The sequence below is a fragment of the Streptomyces ortus genome (assembly GCF_026341275.1).
Taxonomy (GTDB): domain Bacteria; phylum Actinomycetota; class Actinomycetes; order Streptomycetales; family Streptomycetaceae; genus Streptomyces; species Streptomyces ortus.
This window is the reverse complement of the sequence record NZ_JAIFZO010000002.1, coordinates 8,471,366-8,487,413: the sequence shown is the minus strand read 5'-3', so window position 1 is coordinate 8,487,413 and position 16,048 is coordinate 8,471,366. Positions and strand designations below refer to the sequence as shown.

General features: G+C 69.9%; 21 protein-coding genes and 1 pseudogene. 7 read left to right on the top strand and 15 right to left on the bottom strand.

The features are described from left to right. Positions 1–95: 95 nt before the first annotated feature. Positions 96–1,190, bottom strand: a complete 1,095-nt coding sequence (locus tag K3769_RS40250; RefSeq protein WP_267031158.1) for an ArsR/SmtB family transcription factor — start codon at positions 1,188–1,190, stop codon at positions 96–98. A gap of 165 nt (positions 1,191–1,355) precedes the next feature. Next, positions 1,356–2,189: a LysR family transcriptional regulator gene (locus K3769_RS40245; RefSeq protein ID WP_267031157.1), complete on the bottom strand. Its 834-nt coding sequence runs from the start codon at positions 2,187–2,189 to the stop codon at positions 1,356–1,358. Positions 2,190–2,356: 167 nt separating this feature from the next. On the opposite strand from K3769_RS40245, the gene K3769_RS40240 reads away from it, so the two are divergent. Further along, positions 2,357–3,091: an NADPH-dependent F420 reductase gene (locus K3769_RS40240; RefSeq protein ID WP_267031156.1), complete on the top strand. Its 735-nt coding sequence runs from the start codon at positions 2,357–2,359 to the stop codon at positions 3,089–3,091. A 123-nt stretch (positions 3,092–3,214) separates the two neighbouring features. Then, positions 3,215–3,307: pseudogene (locus K3769_RS41260) on the top strand (hypothetical protein); the annotation flags it as partial. A 28-nt stretch (positions 3,308–3,335) separates the two neighbouring features. Here the strand turns inward: K3769_RS41260 and K3769_RS40235 are convergent. Next, positions 3,336–3,914: an SDR family NAD(P)-dependent oxidoreductase gene (locus tag K3769_RS40235; RefSeq protein WP_267031155.1), complete on the bottom strand. Its 579-nt coding sequence runs from the start codon at positions 3,912–3,914 to the stop codon at positions 3,336–3,338. A gap of 36 nt (positions 3,915–3,950) precedes the next feature. Further along, complete coding sequence (locus tag K3769_RS40230; protein WP_267031154.1) at positions 3,951–4,313, bottom strand: nuclear transport factor 2 family protein; 363 nt, start codon at positions 4,311–4,313, stop codon at positions 3,951–3,953. A gap of 78 nt (positions 4,314–4,391) precedes the next feature. Between K3769_RS40230 and K3769_RS40225 the strand changes: the two genes are divergently transcribed. Further along, entirely contained in the window at positions 4,392–5,186 is a 795-nt protein-coding gene (locus K3769_RS40225; protein ID WP_267031153.1) for a MerR family transcriptional regulator, read from the top strand. Positions 5,187–5,271: 85 nt separating this feature from the next. Here the strand turns inward: K3769_RS40225 and K3769_RS40220 are convergent, their stop codons facing one another. Then, positions 5,272–6,123, bottom strand: a complete 852-nt coding sequence (locus tag K3769_RS40220) for an alpha/beta fold hydrolase (RefSeq protein WP_267031152.1) — start codon at positions 6,121–6,123, stop codon at positions 5,272–5,274. A gap of 103 nt (positions 6,124–6,226) precedes the next feature. Here K3769_RS40220 and K3769_RS40215 point away from each other — a divergent pair, with 103 nt between their 5' ends. Next, complete coding sequence (locus tag K3769_RS40215; RefSeq protein ID WP_267031151.1) at positions 6,227–6,649, top strand: winged helix-turn-helix transcriptional regulator; 423 nt, start codon at positions 6,227–6,229, stop codon at positions 6,647–6,649. Positions 6,650–6,768: 119 nt separating this feature from the next. Here the strand turns inward: K3769_RS40215 and K3769_RS40210 are convergent, their stop codons facing one another. Then, positions 6,769–7,056: an FAD-dependent monooxygenase gene (locus K3769_RS40210; RefSeq protein ID WP_267031150.1), complete on the bottom strand. Its 288-nt coding sequence runs from the start codon at positions 7,054–7,056 to the stop codon at positions 6,769–6,771. Between the two features lie 291 nt (positions 7,057–7,347). Here K3769_RS40210 and K3769_RS40205 point away from each other — a divergent pair, with 291 nt between their 5' ends. Further along, complete coding sequence (locus K3769_RS40205) at positions 7,348–7,668, top strand: DUF6355 family natural product biosynthesis protein (protein ID WP_267031149.1); 321 nt, start codon at positions 7,348–7,350, stop codon at positions 7,666–7,668. A 345-nt stretch (positions 7,669–8,013) separates the two neighbouring features. On the opposite strand, the gene K3769_RS40200 is transcribed toward K3769_RS40205, so the two are convergent. Next, positions 8,014–8,628: an SCO4651 family lipoprotein gene (locus K3769_RS40200; protein WP_267031148.1), complete on the bottom strand. Its 615-nt coding sequence runs from the start codon at positions 8,626–8,628 to the stop codon at positions 8,014–8,016. Between the two features lie 82 nt (positions 8,629–8,710). On the opposite strand from K3769_RS40200, the gene K3769_RS40195 reads away from it, so the two are divergent. Further along, positions 8,711–8,878 carry a hypothetical protein gene (locus K3769_RS40195; protein ID WP_267031147.1) on the top strand — a complete coding sequence of 56 codons (168 nt, stop codon included), beginning with the start codon at positions 8,711–8,713 and terminating at the stop codon, positions 8,876–8,878. 247 nt (positions 8,879–9,125) lie between these two features. Here K3769_RS40195 and K3769_RS40190 read toward each other — a convergent pair whose 3' ends face one another. Next, entirely contained in the window at positions 9,126–9,476 is a 351-nt protein-coding gene (locus K3769_RS40190) for a MerR family transcriptional regulator (protein ID WP_267031146.1), read from the bottom strand. 220 nt (positions 9,477–9,696) lie between these two features. Between K3769_RS40190 and K3769_RS40185 the strand changes: the two genes are divergently transcribed. Further along, a complete protein-coding gene (locus tag K3769_RS40185; RefSeq protein ID WP_267031145.1) occupies positions 9,697–10,605 on the top strand; it encodes an NADP-dependent oxidoreductase in 909 nt (302 codons plus the stop codon). A 106-nt stretch (positions 10,606–10,711) separates the two neighbouring features. Here K3769_RS40185 and K3769_RS40180 read toward each other — a convergent pair whose 3' ends face one another. The 7 genes from K3769_RS40180 to K3769_RS40150 all read right to left on the bottom strand — a co-directional run bounded on the left by K3769_RS40180 (position 10,712) and on the right by K3769_RS40150 (position 16,047). Continuing rightward, positions 10,712–11,050 (bottom strand): MerR family transcriptional regulator, encoded by a 339-nt coding sequence (locus K3769_RS40180; RefSeq protein WP_267031144.1) that lies wholly within the window; start codon positions 11,048–11,050, stop codon positions 10,712–10,714. Between the two features lie 713 nt (positions 11,051–11,763). Next, a complete protein-coding gene (locus K3769_RS40175; RefSeq protein ID WP_267031143.1) occupies positions 11,764–12,474 on the bottom strand; it encodes a phytanoyl-CoA dioxygenase family protein in 711 nt (236 codons plus the stop codon). Positions 12,475–12,485: 11 nt separating this feature from the next. Beyond that, the gene (locus K3769_RS40170; RefSeq protein ID WP_267031142.1) at positions 12,486–13,292 is read right to left on the bottom strand and encodes an ABC transporter permease; all 807 of its coding nucleotides are present in this window, start codon (positions 13,290–13,292) and stop codon (positions 12,486–12,488) included. Then, positions 13,285–14,100 carry an ABC transporter permease gene (locus K3769_RS40165; protein ID WP_267031141.1) on the bottom strand — a complete coding sequence of 272 codons (816 nt, stop codon included), beginning with the start codon at positions 14,098–14,100 and terminating at the stop codon, positions 13,285–13,287. The genes K3769_RS40170 and K3769_RS40165 overlap by 8 nt, the downstream gene beginning before the upstream one ends. Then, the gene (locus K3769_RS40160; protein WP_267031140.1) at positions 14,100–15,083 is read right to left on the bottom strand and encodes an ATP-binding cassette domain-containing protein; all 984 of its coding nucleotides are present in this window, start codon (positions 15,081–15,083) and stop codon (positions 14,100–14,102) included. The genes K3769_RS40165 and K3769_RS40160 overlap by 1 nt, the downstream gene beginning before the upstream one ends. Beyond that, positions 15,080–15,280, bottom strand: a complete 201-nt coding sequence (locus K3769_RS40155) for an aldo-keto reductase family protein (RefSeq protein ID WP_267031139.1) — start codon at positions 15,278–15,280, stop codon at positions 15,080–15,082. Before K3769_RS40155 ends, K3769_RS40160 begins: the two co-directional genes overlap by 4 nt. Continuing rightward, entirely contained in the window at positions 15,277–16,047 is a 771-nt protein-coding gene (locus tag K3769_RS40150) for a transcription factor jumonji (RefSeq protein ID WP_267031138.1), read from the bottom strand. Before K3769_RS40150 ends, K3769_RS40155 begins: the two co-directional genes overlap by 4 nt. Between the last annotated feature and the right edge of the window lies 1 nt (position 16,048).

Here is a 16,048-nt window from a genome sequence, read left to right as displayed (position 1 = left end):
CGCCTCCTGCCGGAGACGACGCGACGCTAGGCCGACGCACCCGGCCCGGCCCAAGGATTCGACGCAGGCGAATCGTGCCCGCCGCGCAACCCGCCTTACCCGAGCCCCGAAACAACACCGGCCGTGCCGCCGGGCAGCCCTTCCTGTACGGCCGACCCGGCCTCCTGGGATGACCCGACTGCCTGGTCACAGTCCCCGAACAGGCCGAGCAGTTCCTCCCCCGCCGGTTCCAGCCCGTAGTACACGCGCCGTCCGGCCCGCCGACGGTGCACCGCCCCCGCCGCCCGCAGCCCGCTCAACTGCTGCGACACGGTGCTCGGCGCCAGCCCCAGCAGCCGGGCCAGCGCCGACGTCGTGGCCGGCACCACCAGCGCCCGCAGCACGGCGGCCCGGCGCTCTCCCAGCAGCGCGACGAGACGGTCCCCGAACACGGGATCCACAGCAGCGCCGCCCGCCAGCACGGCCGCACCCCGCGCCTGGTACGTCACCCGCAGCAGGTCCGGCTGGTCGGTCGAGCAGCCCATCCGCCCCTGGGCGAACACCAGCGGCACCAGCAGCAGCCGCTGCCCCGCCGCCGTCACCCGCGACTCCTTGGCCTTGGGCAACGACAGCACCGGCGGCTCCCACAGCGCCGGTCCTCCCAGTCCGGCCAGTACGGCGTCCGGGCCGTGGCCGGCCAACGACCGCGCCCGCAGCAGGATCTCCTCCTCCAACACCGTGCGCATCAGCGGCCAGTACGGGGCCATCGCCTCGCGCCAGAACACCTCGAAGGCGTCGGCGAGCCGCCCGAAAGCCCGCTCCCGGTCTTCGCGGTAGGGCAGCAGGAAGTCCGGGACCCCCTCCGGATAGTGCCGGGTGAACTGGTACTCCACCACGTCACCCGGCGTCGCCCGCAGCACCGCCAGCTCGGCGCCCAGCCCTGGATCGGGCTGCGGCACGAACGGCTCGAACAGGTCAGGGGTGCGCCGGGCGCGCCCTCCACCGTGCAGCTGCCGGTAGAGGTGCAGCGGGGCGGTCTGCGGCACGGACGCCAGCACCGCAGCCGCCTGCTCGGCCCATCCCGTGTACGGCCAGGCCGCGCGCCCGCGACCTCGATGCAGCAGTTCCAGCGCCGCGATCACCTCGGCGGCGGGACTGAAGGCCATACGGGTGCGCGACAGGGTGACCTCGTCCAGATGGATACGGATCATCGGGCCTCCCGCTGCCCTCGCAGTGCCAGAGTGCGGATACGGCCCTGACCGCAGCCAGTATCACTCGGCGACCGCTGCGGAGGTCGGACGAGCTGTCCGGGCCCTTGCGCGCGGTCGCGCGGTTGTGTCCGTTCGCGGCCGGCCTCATCAAGGCTCTCGCAACCGTCAGTCCGCGAACGCGGTCACGTACGCCTTCCGGCACGGGTCCGGGGTGGCCAGTGACGTGACGACCTGGGTGTCGATGTTCAGGGGTGGGTCGAGCGGAACGTGGAGCAGCCGTTCTGAACGGGTACCTGCGAGTTGCTCGGCCGGCAGCAGTGTCCAGCGCCTGAGGTCCTGGCTCACTTCGAAGAGCACGTTGAGCAGGTCACCGGCCGGTGGGCGCGGGGGCGGCACGGGCAGGACGGCGAGTACGGCGTCGTGCAGGGGTGGATCCGTGTCGCGGGCGGGCAGGCGCAGGCCGTCAGGGTCGAGGTCGTGCAGGCCGATCGCTGATCTGCCGGCGGCGGGATGGTTTCGGGCGAGTACCACGTGCAGCGGTTCCGACCAGGCGGGCGCCACCGCCACCGTTTCGGAGGTGAGTGCGCCCCGCACCAAGGCCAAGTCGAGCTCACCGTCACGGACGGCGTCGATGCGCGCGGCCACCGGCAGGTCGACCAGTTTCGCTTCGGAGGGGCGGTCGCCGTCGCGCAGGCGTTCCACCGCCCGGTCGAGTCGTCGGGTGGCACAGGAGGCCACCCCGATGCGAAGGACGGCCGCCGGCTCACCGGCGACCACGCGCACCCTGGCCGCCGCGGCGAGGGCTTCACGGGACGCGGCGAGGACCCGGGTGCCGGCCGGGGTGAGCCGTACCCGGCGCGAGGTGCGCTCCAGCAGACGTACGCCGAGTTCGCGTTCGAGCCGGGCGACCTGCTGGCTCACCGCCGGCTGGACCACGCGCAGCCGCTGCGCCGCACGACCGAAGTGCAGCTCCTCGGCGACGGTGACGAAATACTGCAACGCCCTCAGCTCCATCTCTCTGATCTATCACGTCATGTGATCGCTGCCCAGCGTTTCTGGTCATTGTTCGCGCAGCTCATCCCGGGTGTGATGGATACGAGCCCGCCGGAGCGGCCCCCTTGTGCATCGGGTGCCGCGACGCGGGGACAGGGAAATGGAGAACAGAAGTGAGCGCAACAACCCTGGGCATCATCGGCACCGGCATGGTCGGTGCCGGAGTCGCCCGCCGCGCTGTCGACGCGGGTCTGAACGTCGTCCTGAGCAACTCACGCGGTCCGGGGACACTGGCCGGTCTCGTCGCCGAGCTGGGCGGGGCGGCCCGCGCGGCCACCCCGGCCGAAGCGGCGAGCGCCGGGGACCTGGTTCTCGCGGCCGTGCCCCTCGCCACGTACGAGCGGCTTCCCCGGGCGGAGCTGGAGGGCAAGACCGTGATCGACCCGATGAACTACGTGCCCAGCTATTTTCCGGTGCCGGAACTCGACAGCAACGAGCTGACTTCCAGCGAACTGGTCCAACGCCATCTCGCGGGTGCCCGGGTGATCAAGGCTCTGCACAACATCGGTCCCAAGCACCTGCTGGAGTTGTTCCGCCCAGCCGGTGCTCCCGACCGCACCGCGCTGCCGCTGTCCGGCGACGATCCGCGGGCCAAGGAGCAGGTGGCCGGTCTGCTGGACGTGCTCGGCTTCGACGCGGTGGACCTCGGCCCGCTGGCCGACAGTTGGCGCAGCGAACCCAACACTCCGCTCTATGCCCTGCCGTACGTGGGACAGCCGCCGTCCGGCCTCACTCCGGCGGATTTCGTGGCCTGGGTGCAACAAGCCCCCGGCACACCTGTGGGTGCCGCCCGCGTCCGAGAACTCGCCGCAACCACGGTGCGCGGTCCCGCAGGCTTCCGTTTCTGACCGATTCCTGAGCGACGACGCATATACGCCAGGGGGTATGAGTGTGCTCCCCCGCCGCGCGGAGAGGAGGGCGAGAGCGGCGCCCCGGGCGGCTGAACCGGCCCGCGCGAAGCGGCATGGGAGAAGTTCGGGACCGGCGTCCTCGGTCTTGAGGCCGTCGAGTCGACCCCCGCCCAGCTTCTGCTGCGTGCCGACGAGCGCGCCTGGCGCGTCTCGGTCAGGCCCGGAGACGGCACCTGCGACTTCATCGGCTGGGAGGTGGCGGACGCTGCGGCGCTTGACGCGGTCGTGGCCGCGCTTGAGTCGATAGGTGCGCAGCCGGCCCGTGACTCCGCCCTCGCAGCGCGGCCTTCGCTGCCGCGTAAGCCAAGGACGCGTCGTACAGGGGCAGTTCACGCTGGATCGAGGTGAAGTGCAGCACCACGCCCGACCCGGACCCGATCATTGCCGGCAGAAGAGCTCGATCCAGCCGCACCGCCCCCAGGAGGTTCGGGTTCAGCTCCGTGAGCCACGGGTCATCGGTGATGACCACGAATCCACCGGACGGCGTCGACGCCCCTCCGACGACGTGCACCAGGATGTCCAGCGTGCCGCCGGACTCTGCGATGCGAGCGGCCACGGTATGGGTGCCGTCCGCCGTCAGCAGGTCCGCTTCGATGAATCGGTCAGGGTGCTCGTACCCGTCGGGCATCGTTCGCGCCGTCACGTACACGTCGGCACCCATCTCTCGCGGTCTCTTCACTACTGCCTTGCCCGAGCCCTTCGAACCGCCCGTGACCAGCGCCCGGCGGCCGTCGAGACGGTCCCGCTCTGAACTAGACATTTCTCTCCACTGAAGATCGAGGTGGCACGGGTTCGGTCAGGCTTGGTGGTTGGCGATGACGAGTTCGGCGACGAGGTCATCGCGCAGCGCGAACCGGTAGTCGAGCTCGGCGACGCCACCCGGGAAGGTGCCCTCCAGCCGCACGGTCACCACCCAGTGGGCGTCATCGACGCGGCGAGCGCCGATCTGCTCGGTCGTGTACTCGAACTCGGACCCGGCGTCCCGCAGGAACGCGTGGGCCACCTCTCGGCCGCGGAAGGTCTCGCCCTGGTCGACGACCACCGCGTCCTCGGCGAGGAACGACGAGGCGGTGTCGGCGTCGCGGACGACATGGGCGGCGAAGAACTCGCGCACGGTGGTCGGGAGCAGCTCGGACGGGAGATCGGTGTGCTGTGTCATGAGCCCACCGTGTGACCTCACGGTGCGGGAGGGGCAAGCCGTGGACTCTCCCCCAGGGAGAGCGTTCACACTGTGGGGATGCTGACCATCGGGGAGTTCTCGCGCCTGACCCACTTGAGCGTACGGACCCTGCGCCGGTACCACGAGGCGGCCTTGCTGGAACCCGCCGTGGTGGACGAGACCACCGGTTACCGCTACTACGGCGTCGACCAGATCCCGACCGCGCAGGTCATCCACCGGCTCCGCGAGCTCGACGTCCCCCTGAGTGATGTGCAGCGGATCCTGCGGACCCCCGACCCCGGTGTCCGGGCGGCCCTGGTCACGCACCACCTGCAGCGCCTGGAGGACGAGCTGGACCGCACCCGCGCCGCGGTCGTGTCGCTGCGCCGCCTGCTGCAGCCCGACCCCGCGCCGATCGACGTCGAGCTGCGCGCGGAGCCCGCCCGGACGGTCGCGGCGGTGGAGGCCGTAGTCGGACATCGCGACGTCTCGACCTGGTACGCGGGCGCGATGGCAGAATTGGAGGCGGCCGTCGGCGCCGCCGCGACCGGACCGCCGGGCGGCAGCTACGACAACGCCCTTTTCGAGCAGGAGCGCGGTCACGCGGTCGTCTACCTGCCGACCGCTACGCCACCTCGCACTGGACGCGTGCACCCCACGCTTCTGCCGGCCGCGGAACTGGCCGTCACCACCCACGCCGGCGAGCACGACGGCATCGAGGTCACGTACGGCGAACTCGGGACCTGGGTGGTGGAGAACGCGATGTCGGTGGCCGGGCCGGTGCGGGAGGTCTACCTGGTCGGCCCCCGTGACACGAGCGACCCCACCGCGTGGCGCACCGAGATCGGCTGGCCGGTCTTTCGCGTCACCTGAAGCGGTCGGTGCGGCGCTGAGTCTTGGAACGACGGGGCGCGCCCGCGCCCGGCCGTGGCGCCGCTGACCCTGCCTTCGCACCCGCTCACGCCGCCTTCGCGTCCTCACCCGCCAGGAACGGACGCAGCAGCGCGAGCAGAGCACGTGGCCGGTCCAGAGGGATGATGTGGCCGCAGTCCTCGATGACGTGTCCGGTGAGGTCGTCGGTGAACGGGCGGAGCTGGCGTTCCAGTGCGGCACCGACGGGCCGGGCGCCCAGGGCCATCGTCGGCACCGTCAGGCGCGCGGTGGCGACCGCCTGCTCGATCTGTGCCGCGCTCTCGGGCAGGGCCCGGTAGTAGGAGAACGCGCAGCTCAGCGCCTGGCGGCCGGTATACGAGCGGACGAAGGCGTCCCGGAGGGCGGGGCGCACCCCCTCACCGAGGGTGCCGGCGTTCAGGAACCAGTCGATGTAGGCGGCTTCGTGGCCCTCCAACACGGTCTCGGCAAGGCCGGGTGCGGCGGAATGGAAACCGAACCACCACGGCGGTCCGTCGGCGAGGAAGTCCTCGGCACCGGGCAGCCGGCCCAGAAGGGACTCCATGACGACCAGGCGCTCTACGAGGCCGGGGCGGCGCAGGGCGAGGAGGAAAGCCGGCGCGACACCCGCGTCGATGCCCACCACCGCGGCGGAGGACACGCCGAGCGTGGAGAGGAGTGCCGCGGCGTCCTCGGCCAGCGTGCCCGCGTCGTAACCGCCGGCGGCGCGGCTGCTTGCCCCGAACCCGCGCAGGTCCGGCGCGATGACGCGGTAGCGGCCGGACAGGTCGGCCATGACGTCCGTCCACACCTGCCAGGTGTGCGGGAAGCCGTGCAGCAGCAGGACGGCCGGTCCCGATCCGGCGAGAGCGACGTTCAGTTCGACACCGTTGACCTGGACGCGTCGTAGCTCGGGCATGAAGAGACTCCAGGGAGGTGGTGAGTGATGGTGACCAGGTCACGCTAGGGAACTAAGCTGGTCTGCCCAAGACGGCACTTTCCCTTCAGGTGGTGAGCCCAAGGTGACCACGTCGCAGCCCGGCAGGCGTGACCAGCGACCCCGCGAGCGCGGGGTGCGCGGTGACCTGCTGGATCCGCTCTGCCCTACCCGCCAGTTGCTCGACCGCATCGGCACCAAATGGACATCGATGACGGTCAAGGTGCTGGCCGAAGAGGCGCCGGGCGAGCTGCGTTTCGCGGAGCTCCGACGCCGCATCCCCGGCGTCTCGCAAAAGATGCTGTCCGTCACCTTGCGGAGTCTCGCCCGCGACGGCCTGGTCACGCGCCGCGTGGAACCCACCGTGCCGCCCGCCGTCCACTACCGCCTCACCGAACTCGGCCTGTCCCTTGAGGGCCCGCTCTCCGTCCTGCGGACCTGGGCCGAGACACACATGCCGGAAATCAACCGCAGCAACCGGCTCGCCGACGAGTCACCCTCCGACTAGGACTTGGCTGCCTGGCTGCGGGCTCAGGATCGGCGCGGGCCGGCGTGATCGCACCTTCCAGCAGAGCGGCTGCCGCACGAGGAGGCTCGGTCCTGACCGCTTTACGGGTCGTCCGCGCATCATGCAGGGCCGGCCGTGCCCCACTGCACGCCGTACGGGAGATTCGGGTTGACCTTGCCCTGGATCTCGTCGACGAACGGGCGCAGGACACACTCGTAGTTCGCCGGCGCCGCCGTCAGGTCGTCCGGGCTGCGGTTGATCTCCCCGGCCAGGACGTACGCCCCGACCAGGCCACCGGAGATCCCCATGCCGCTGTAGGGAGAGGCGCAGTGCGCGGCGTCACCGGCCAGGACCACCCGGCCCGTGGACCAGCTGTCGATGCCGCCCGCCAGCCTGCCTGCAGTCATAAGGCCGACCTTATCGACGGGCAGCGATCTTGCATGGCGCCAGGCGCTGACAGCAATGACACCGCCGTGTGAGTGTTTGAGCGCTGCCCCGATCACCGGACGTGCCATCCCGGTCGACGGGCGGACCCCGGTGTGCCCGACACCGCGGCAGCCGGGGGCCTTTGTCCGTGAGCCGGGCGGCGCGAGTGCCGCATTGCACCTCGCGCGCCGACACCCGCCCGCAGGCGAGGCACCTTTCCACCAGCCGCAGTTGACTACTTCCGTCGACCCACACAAGTGAGGAACCCTTCCATGCAGAAAACCGCTGGCAAACTCCGCTTCACCGCGGCAGCGTTCAGCGCCGTACTCCTCGCAGGCACGGCGCTCTCCGGAAGCGCCCACGCCGCGCCCGAAGGGAGAGCCGCCGCAGAGATGGGGGTCAAGGCCTGCGGCTACTACGAGACGCAGACAGACTCGTACTACGGACACTGCGGCAGCTCCTGGGTCAAGATCCAGGTCGACATCGACTGGTGGCCGACCGACATCACGAGGTGCGTCCCGCCGGGCGAGACCCACCTCGGCACGACCGGCGAGATCGACAACGCCTGGGCCATCGAAGGCACGTGCGGCTAGGTCCAATGCTGTGAGCCTGTTGGTGGTGTTGTCGGGGTAGATCGCACCGTGGGCCGCCGGCGTGGCCGTTTCGCCGAACAGGGCTTGTCCGGGTTCAAAGACCGTCAAGGCTGCGGCCGTCGCCGTGTCCGCACCGCTGCGGGGGGGGCGGGATCAAGGCGCCGGCCCGTCGGTTGCCCGCCGGGAGAACCGCTCAGCCAGCCTGCGTATCCACCAGCGCAGCCAGGTCGGCGGTGTCCCCGGCGGGCGGGGTCCTGACAGTGACCGGCTCGTTGATTTCGAGGAAGGTGAAGGTCAGGTCGATGGGGTCGCCGATGACCGGCTTGAGCGACTGTAGTGCACAGTTCAGGTGCCGTCGACGGTCTCGGTCCCGATCCTCTTCGGATGCCTGGAACCGGTCAGGAACGTGGACTGCACGACCGGACTGCCCTCGATCTGGCGGGGCAGCACGCGACAGGTGTTGCTGTCCAGCGCCCCGCGGCCCCAGGCCGCCGGCTCGGCGCGGAGCCAGCTCCTGCCGCGCAACCGCGCGAGAGCCGACCCGTCAAGGCCTCCCTTCTCGCCGCCGAGCGCACTGTCGTCGAGTGCACTGTCGTCGAGTGCGTTACCGCCGAGTGCGCTGCCGCCGAGGTACAGCGCCTTGCCGACGAACCGCACCTCCAGCGGTCCCTCCGCACGCTGGTCCGCCGTGGTCAGTTGCATGCTCATGGCCGACGGCTTCGTCACCTTGGACGCCTCAGCTGTCAGCCGGCCGCGATCGGGCACGGATCCGGCGATTCGGTAGCGGAGGGACGTGATACCGACGGTCTTCTCCGCAGCCTTCGCCACAGCCTCCGCGGGCGTCAGAGCCGACGGCTGCACCGTGGCGGTGCTGGGCGGGGCGGAACTACTTCCGGCATCCACCCCGCAGGCCCCGGCGCCTGTACCGGACAGCACCACGGCGAACGCGGTGCCGGCCACCCGCCGCGCCACAGACGGACGTACGGAAAATCTCAAGGTCCCCCACCCACGCCGGAGCACGAAGTGGGTCACACAAAGGTTGTTGAGGGTATCCCGGGAAAGCAATGCCGGTCCTCCGCCCTCCATCCCGCCGACCCTGTACGAACTGCTGTCCAGGGGCACGCTTTCCAGCGACGAACCGACACTGCTGGTGGGCGTCGGTGTCGGCGCCGGACTGGCCCACGCGGCCCAGGTGGTGGCGTCGCTCTGACCGCGATGCCTGGCCGGCACCACGCACCCGCCCTCAGCTGCCCCGGACCTTCGCGGTCTGATCCGGGGGTGTTGGGCGCGGCGTCAGCCGGGCCGGCGAGCGCGTGTCGACCGGCGTTGCCCGCCGAGGCGAAGGCCCGACGCGGGTCCAGGTGACGCGCTCCCGGAGGTTAGGGCCCACGCGATGGCACCCGGTGGATGCCGGACAACAGGTCGGGGCCCCACCCCTTGCGACGGGTTGATCAGTCCTACGCCACGTTCGCCGCGCTCACATTCTCGATCACGTGGGCGAGTTTGGTCTTGGCCCGGGTCAGGTCCTGGATGCGTGCGGCGATGCGGTCGCGTTCGATGATGAGCTGGGTGAGCATGGCGGGCGTCGCCACGCCCGTGCTCACACACGGCAGGAGTTCCACGACAGTACGGCTGGAGAGGCCGGCCGCGAAGAGGTCCTGGATGAGTTGGACGCGCTCCAGGGCTTCGTCGGGATAGTCACGCTGCCCGCCGGGCGTCCGCACCGATTCCAGGAGCCGCTGTTCCTCGTAGTAGCGCAGGGCCCGCACGCTGACCCCTGACTTCCTGGCGAGCTGTCCGATGCGCATGACGCAGGTCCCTCCATTCCCGCTCGTACCTCACGTCGACGTCAGGTTCAGGCTAGCAATACCGCCTCCGTCCGCAGTCCTGGGGCCTCTCAGACCGTTGCCGGCGTCGAGATCGACCGGTCGGCAGTTTCGGCTTGCACCTCACGTCAACGTCAGGTTTTAGAGTGACGAGCGTCGGATGAACACGTCATTCCGGCGCGTGAAAGTGAGGCAGACCCTTATGCGTGCAGCCCGGTTCCACGAATACGGCGGAGCGGAAAACCTGGTGATCGAACAGGCCCCCGACCCCCACCCCGGACCCGGTGAGATTCGTGTCCGCGTCGCGGCGGCCAGCGTCAATCCCATCGACTGGAAGCTGCGCTCAGGCGCGCTGCACCAGATCTTCCCCCTTGATCTGCCCGACATTCCCGGACGCGACGGCGCCGGTGTGGTCGACGAGATCGGCGACGGGGTACAGGGGGTGAGTATCGGCGACCGGGTCTTCGGGCTGGGCGGTGTCACCGGCGCGACCGCGGAGCTGTTCGTCCTTTCGGCCTGGGCGCACACCCCCGCCACGTGGAACGACGAGCAGGCCGCGGGAGCCGGTCTCGCGTCGGTGACCGCGATGCGTGGGCTCGACGCGCTCGGCCCCCTCACGGGGCGCACCCTCCTCGTCGAGGGCGCCGCCGGAGGCGTGGGCAGCGCGGCGGTCGAGATCGCGGTGGCGCGAGGTGTCGGCACCGTGATCGGGACAGCCAGCGAACGCAACCACGAGTTCCTCACCTCTCTCGGCGCCGTTCCCACCACTTACGGTCCCGGTCTCGCACAGCGCCTCGCCACCCTCGCTCCGCATGGCGTCGACATCGTGCTCGACACCGCGGCCTCCGGCTCCCTGGACGACCTCGTCGCGATCGCGGGCGACCCGAAGCGCGTCGCGACGGTCGCCGACCACGCGGGCGGGCAGCGCCTGGGCACGCATGTGGCCAATGCGGAGAACGACTCCACTCTCCTGTCCGCGGCGGCGGAACTGGGCAGGCTAGGCCGCTACACACCCCGTATCGATCAGGCCTACCCCCTGGAGCGGATCGCCGGCGCCCACGCGCGCGCCGAGCGCGGACGCACCCGAGGGAAGATCGTGATCTGCATCTGAGCAGGCCGATCTCCACAGTGCTTCGTCAAGCAGGCCGCTCCCGTTCAGGAACCGCACGACCAGCGGCATCCCTTGAGCCGAACCCGACCCGGCCGGTAGTGACGTCTCAGGCCGCGGCCGTCGGGTTCGCCGGTTCGGCGGCGCGGCGGTATTCGGTGTTGAGGCGCTGGGCTTCTTCGAGCTGGTCTTCGAGGACGACGATGCGGCAGGCGGCCTCGATGGGGGTGCCCTGGTCGACGAGTTCGCGGGCACGGGCGGCGATACGCAGTTGGTAGCGGGAGTAGCGGCGGTGACCGCCCGCGGAGCGCAGCGGCGTGATCAGGCGGGCGTCCCCGATGGCGCGCAGGAAGCCCTGGGTGGTGCCGAGCATCTCGGCGGCCCGGCCCATCGTGTAGGCGGGGTAGTCGTCGTCATCGAGCCGACTGAACGAGTCGTCTGCGGTCATTGCACCTCTCTGTGAACACCTGGAGGGGCCCTGGCGCTCTGCGCGCCAGGGCCCCGGAGGAACTGCTACACCATCTGCCGGCCCTGGTACTGCGCCGACCTTCTGTTTCCGCACCGGCCCACGGGGGATGGGGGCATGTGCGGGGATCGCGGTTGCTCGACCGGAGACCACCTCACTATCGATGTCCTGCGGTACCCGGGCTCAGCACGTGCGCCCGGGCGATCCTGATGGCGCGGAACTCCTCCGTTCTTCCCTCTTGAATCACTGCATACAACGGGTACTGCATCTGCGTGTACTGCGGTCCCGCTCACGGCGGCCCCTGATCACTGCGGGCCACCCGGTCCGGCCGCCAGTCCCGTCGCCGTCCTGCAAAAGCCCTGGCTTCGAAACTCCGCCACCGCACCGTCCTGCGCACTGCAACTACTCGTACTACTACTGCCCGGCAGTTCGTGTCTGCCGGGCCCTGCTGATCTCGGCTACAAGAGAAACCATAGCCAGACGAGCCCTCAATGTCTACTCCGGCCAGCATAGATTTTCGTGAGCTCCACAGAGAGGTAATCGAGCCCAGCCGGCTTACCGAGGCGTGGGACGGCGACAGATGACGGGACCGATCGGTGACGGGCCGCAGACCAGCGCGGAAGCCCGACGGACACGTGTATGGCGCGGTACCGTGCCCGGACCGCCGGTCGCCGGTCGCCGGGGTAGTCCGTGGGTCACAGTGCGCTCAGGTTCCGGCCCCCGCGGCGCAGCGGAAGGTCGGCGAAGGCGGCGTCGTTGGGTGTCACTTCCACGGTACGGGCGCTCTTGTACTCGTTGATGAGGATGGAGCGATGGCGGTCGTTCGTGTTCGCGCTGGCCCGGTGCAAGGTGAGGCAGTGCAGGAAGAGCACCGACCCGGGGCGGGCCAGGACCGGCAGGGCCTCGCCCGCCTCGGGTGTCGGCCGGTCATGGCGGTGACTGCCCGGACAGACAAGTGTGGCGCCGGACTCGGCGTCCATGTCGTCGAGGTAGATCAGCGCGGTGACGAGTTCGGGCAGGGTGTGACGGTCGGTCTCCAGGTCGCGGTGCCAGCCCTCCTCGGCCCTCAGCCCTGTGGGGCGCAGCCGGGCGAACCCCATGTGGAAGTTGATGTCCGGGCCGATGAGTTCCCCGACGACGTCGAGGACCCGCGGGTCCTGGATCAGCGCGAACCAGGTGTCGCCGGCGAGCGGGGTGTTGACGATCTTCCACACGGCGTACGGGTTGAAGGGGTCGAGTCGTGGCAGGGGTTTCTCGGAGGCGGCGTGGACGTACAGCCGGGGATGCCCGGAGACCGGCGGGTCGATGAGGCCGGAGAGCAGCTTCTTCAGCTCCGCGACCTCGTCAGGGCTGAAGATGTCCACCACGAGGTAGCCGTCACGCTCGAACGCGGCGAGGTAATCCACTGGAACGCTCCTCAAGAACCGGTGCTGGAATAGCGGTCGACCCCGCGCCGCCACAGGAGTACCGCCGGCAGGAACAGCAGCGGTCCCGCCAGGGGCAGGGCCCAGACGAACGGTGAGTCGGTCTTGCCGAGGATGTAGAGGCAGGGGTAGTAGCCGACGAAGGCGAACGGCACGACCGTGGAGAAAACGGTCAGCAGCCACTTGGGGTAGAAGCTCATCGGTAGCTGCGAGAAGCTGTCCAGTCGCCAGATGAGCATGCTCAGCATCGCGTCCTGGCGCAGCCAGAACGACAGTGCCGTGACGGCGAGATGCATGGCCGCGAAGACGAGCGCGGCCCCGATCAAAGCCAGGGGGACGAAGACCAGTACCGCCGGGGAGACGTCTGCTCCGCTGAGATGCAGGGCGGTGCCCAGCATGGCGCCGCCGACGACGATCTCGATCCACACGTCCGTGTCGACCTTGGAGAACAGGATGAGCGCCAACGGGCTGGCCGGGCGGACCAGATAATGGTCGAGTTCACCGGTGCGCACCATGTCCGGGATGTCGAGGGTGCCGAAGAAGACGGTGTTCCACAACGCGCGTGCCACGGTGGTGAACCCCGTGAGCACCGCCCACTCGGCGAGCGTCCAGCCATGGATGTCGCCCGACGCGGACAGGGCCAGCATGAAGACGGCCGCTCCGGAGACCGCCTGGACCAAGGCACCGAGGTTCGCGAGCAGGACCTCACCGGGGTGCACCAGATGGCTCCGGAAGTTCATCCGGGTGGCGAGCAGCGCGATTCCGGCGGACTTCCGCAGTCCGGCCAGGGTGTCAGCCACCGGCGATCACCAGCCTCCGTAGGGCGATCCGGGTACAGACAACACTCGCGACGGTCAGCACGACCGCCCAGCACGCGCCCAGGGTGATCACCCGGCCGTCCACGAACGGGTCCCGCACGAGCGTGCCGAGCGGGGTGTAGAAGCCATGCACGAACGGCGTCCAGACCGCCGCGTCCCGTAGCGGACCCGGGTAGAGGGAGATGGGCATCATCGAACCGCCGAGCAGGAGCAGCAGGGCCTCGCGGACCTCGTTGAGCCCGTCGACACGACGGAGGAAAAAAGCGGACAGGCCGATCAGGTAACTGAAGTCGAACAGGATGACGAAGGCGACGGCGACCGTCAGCAGGAGCCGCCCGACGTAGCCGGGGTCAAGGCTGAAGGGGTACAGGAGCGTCCCTGCGACGAGTATCGCGGGCACGCCGACGAGGGTGGTGACACCGAACGTGCGGCCGAGGGCGGTGGAGAACCACTGGGACAGGAATCCCGTGGGCATCAGCAGTTCGGTCACGATCCGACCGTCCCTGATCTTCGTCTCCAGCTGGCGGGCCAGCGTGAGACCGGGGACACACAGCACCCAGACGGTGCCGGCCGCCGCGTAGACCGTCGTCTGGTGCAGGGTCAGCCAGCCCGCTCGTGTGGAGTCGTCGCTGCCGGCGTACACGGCCGCCCACAGCGCCACCTGAAGGCCGATCAGCAGCAGGGCGCCCACGCCCTGGGCGAAGGCTCTGGTCCGGTAGCGGAAGGCGAGTTTGACCTGGACGCCGGCGACCGCCCGATGGGCTTGCCATGCCCGCCGTGCGGACGTCATCAGGTCCCCCTCAGGTACAGGTCCTTGATGAGGTCCTCCAGACTCGGGGCCTCGATCTGCACATCGTCGACCCGCGGGTCGCGGAACAGTGCGGCGAGCAGTTCGCCCGGCACCTCCCCTTGAGTGAAGGTGTACGTGGTGACCGTGCGGGTTCGGTCCTCGATCCGCGTGAGGCCGGGGAGTTCGGGCAGCTCGGGCAGCCGGTGGTCCGCCGCGTGGTGGATCTTCAGGGTGCGACGGCCCCCGCCGAGGGCACGCAGCTCGTCGATCTTCCCGTCGTACACCAGCCGCCCGTCGTCGATCATGATGATCCGGTGGCAGATCGCCTCCACGTCGCGCAGGTCGTGGCTGGCCATCACGACGGTGGGTGCGGTGTCGTGGCGGAGCTCGCGCAGGACTTCGCAGATGCTCTCCCGCGCGAAGATGTCGAGGCCGATCGTCGGCTCGTCGAGCAGCAGCAGCCGAGGCGCGTGCAGCAGGGCGCCCACCAACTCCGCACGAGTGCGGTTGCCGAGCGACAACTCCCGTACGGGGGTGTCGAGATACCGCCCGATGTCGAGCCGGGAGACCAGGTCCTCACTGCGTCGCCGGAACACGGCCGGCTCGACGTCGTAGACCCGGCGGATCAGTTCGTAGGAGTCCTTCACCGGCAGGTCCCACCACAGGCTGGCCCGCTGCGCCGCGAGATAGCCGAGCTCGGCGGAGAGCTGTCGGCGGTGGCGGTGCGGATCGCGGCCGTCGACCGTCACCCGCCCGGAGGTCGGCGTGAGGATGCCGGCGACCAGCTTCATGGTGGTGGACTTGCCCGCCCCGTTGAGCCCGATGTAGCCGACGGTCTCACCCTCGTCGATCGCCAGGTCGATGCCGTGCAGCGCTTCCACCTCACTGCTCACCCTGCGGACGAGCCGGGTGAGGCGGCCCCCCGACTCCGGAGGACGTCGTACTCGGTAGGAGCGGTGCACCGACTCCAGCCGGATTCTCATCGGGGCTCCTCCTGCGGGACCTGGTCGGCGATACGGTCGACGGCCGCCACCTCGTTGCCGTAGCCGGTGGCCGTGTCGGTGCGCCGGCGGCCGAGGCCGATCACCTCCCGGACCGTACGGCTCGCCACCTCGCCCCGCAACTGCCATAGGTGCATGACGAGTTCGGGACGCGGGTCGGGCAGACCGGTCGCGCTCACCGGCCGGCGCATTCGCCGTCGAGCCGGTCGAACGCCGCACCGACGGCGCCGAGTGCCTCGTGGTTCGCCGTGTCACCGAGCACCTCGAAGTACCGTCGGGCGAAGCCGAGGTTGGAACGGTTGACGAAGTTGGCGGTGACGGAGATTGTGCCGCTGACGTTGTGCACCTCATGGGCCCAGCCGCTCGGTGTCACCACGATGTCCCCGGGCTCCTGGACCAGTTCGATGCTCCGGACCTCGTAGGACCCTCGTACACCTACGCCCGGCGGCAGCAGCCGCCATTCCTCGGAGCGTTCCGGCGAGTGAAAGCTCCACTTCTTGCGGCCCGATCCGAGCAGGTTCCACGCGGCGCTCGCCATCGTGTCGACGTGCATGGGAGAGCTGGTCCCGGCCCCGCCGACCATCAGCCACGCCCAGTCCGGGCGTTCGCCGGCGGGCAGCGCCAGCAGCCAGTTGAGCCGCCGGACAGCACGCGGGACGAGGTTCCACAGGGTCGGGTCGAACTCCGACAGGCGCTGGTTGCGCAGATACAGTCCGCGCGGCCGCTCAGCCCGCAGCTCGTCGAGGACCTCCCCGAACCGTACGTTCACCGGCCGGCGCTCCGGATCCTCCGCGGTCACCGGACGGTCGGCGGACTCCCGCAGCCGAGCCTCCCGCAGCTCCCGGTACACCGGCCACTCCAGACCGGCCCCGCGCAGCACGGTCGGTGTGGGCCCGCAGAGACGATCGAGGACAGCGGACGCGTCGTACGCGACAGCGGGGGACACA

What these genes read in the sequence shown, in the direction of transcription:
- K3769_RS40225 (WP_267031153.1), top strand. Translation starts at nt 4,392, where the DNA reads ATGCTGACCATCGGGGAGTTCTCGCGCCTGACCCACTTGAGCGTACGG.
- K3769_RS40210 (WP_267031150.1), bottom strand. Translation starts at nt 7,056, where the DNA reads ATGACTGCAGGCAGGCTGGCGGGCGGCATCGACAGCTGGTCCACGGGC.
- K3769_RS40190 (WP_267031146.1), bottom strand. Translation starts at nt 9,476, where the DNA reads ATGCGCATCGGACAGCTCGCCAGGAAGTCAGGGGTCAGCGTGCGGGCC.
- K3769_RS40185 (WP_267031145.1), top strand. Translation starts at nt 9,697, where the DNA reads ATGCGTGCAGCCCGGTTCCACGAATACGGCGGAGCGGAAAACCTGGTG.
- K3769_RS40165 (WP_267031141.1), bottom strand. Translation starts at nt 14,100, where the DNA reads ATGACGTCCGCACGGCGGGCATGGCAAGCCCATCGGGCGGTCGCCGGC.
- K3769_RS40230 (WP_267031154.1), bottom strand. Translation starts at nt 4,313, where the DNA reads ATGACACAGCACACCGATCTCCCGTCCGAGCTGCTCCCGACCACCGTG.
- K3769_RS40180 (WP_267031144.1), bottom strand. Translation starts at nt 11,050, where the DNA reads ATGACCGCAGACGACTCGTTCAGTCGGCTCGATGACGACGACTACCCC.
- K3769_RS40235 (WP_267031155.1), bottom strand. Translation starts at nt 3,914, where the DNA reads ATGTCTAGTTCAGAGCGGGACCGTCTCGACGGCCGCCGGGCGCTGGTC.
- K3769_RS40250 (WP_267031158.1), bottom strand. Translation starts at nt 1,190, where the DNA reads ATGATCCGTATCCATCTGGACGAGGTCACCCTGTCGCGCACCCGTATG.
- K3769_RS40220 (WP_267031152.1), bottom strand. Translation starts at nt 6,123, where the DNA reads ATGCCCGAGCTACGACGCGTCCAGGTCAACGGTGTCGAACTGAACGTC.
- K3769_RS40160 (WP_267031140.1), bottom strand. Translation starts at nt 15,083, where the DNA reads ATGAGAATCCGGCTGGAGTCGGTGCACCGCTCCTACCGAGTACGACGT.
- K3769_RS40205 (WP_267031149.1), top strand. Translation starts at nt 7,348, where the DNA reads ATGCAGAAAACCGCTGGCAAACTCCGCTTCACCGCGGCAGCGTTCAGC.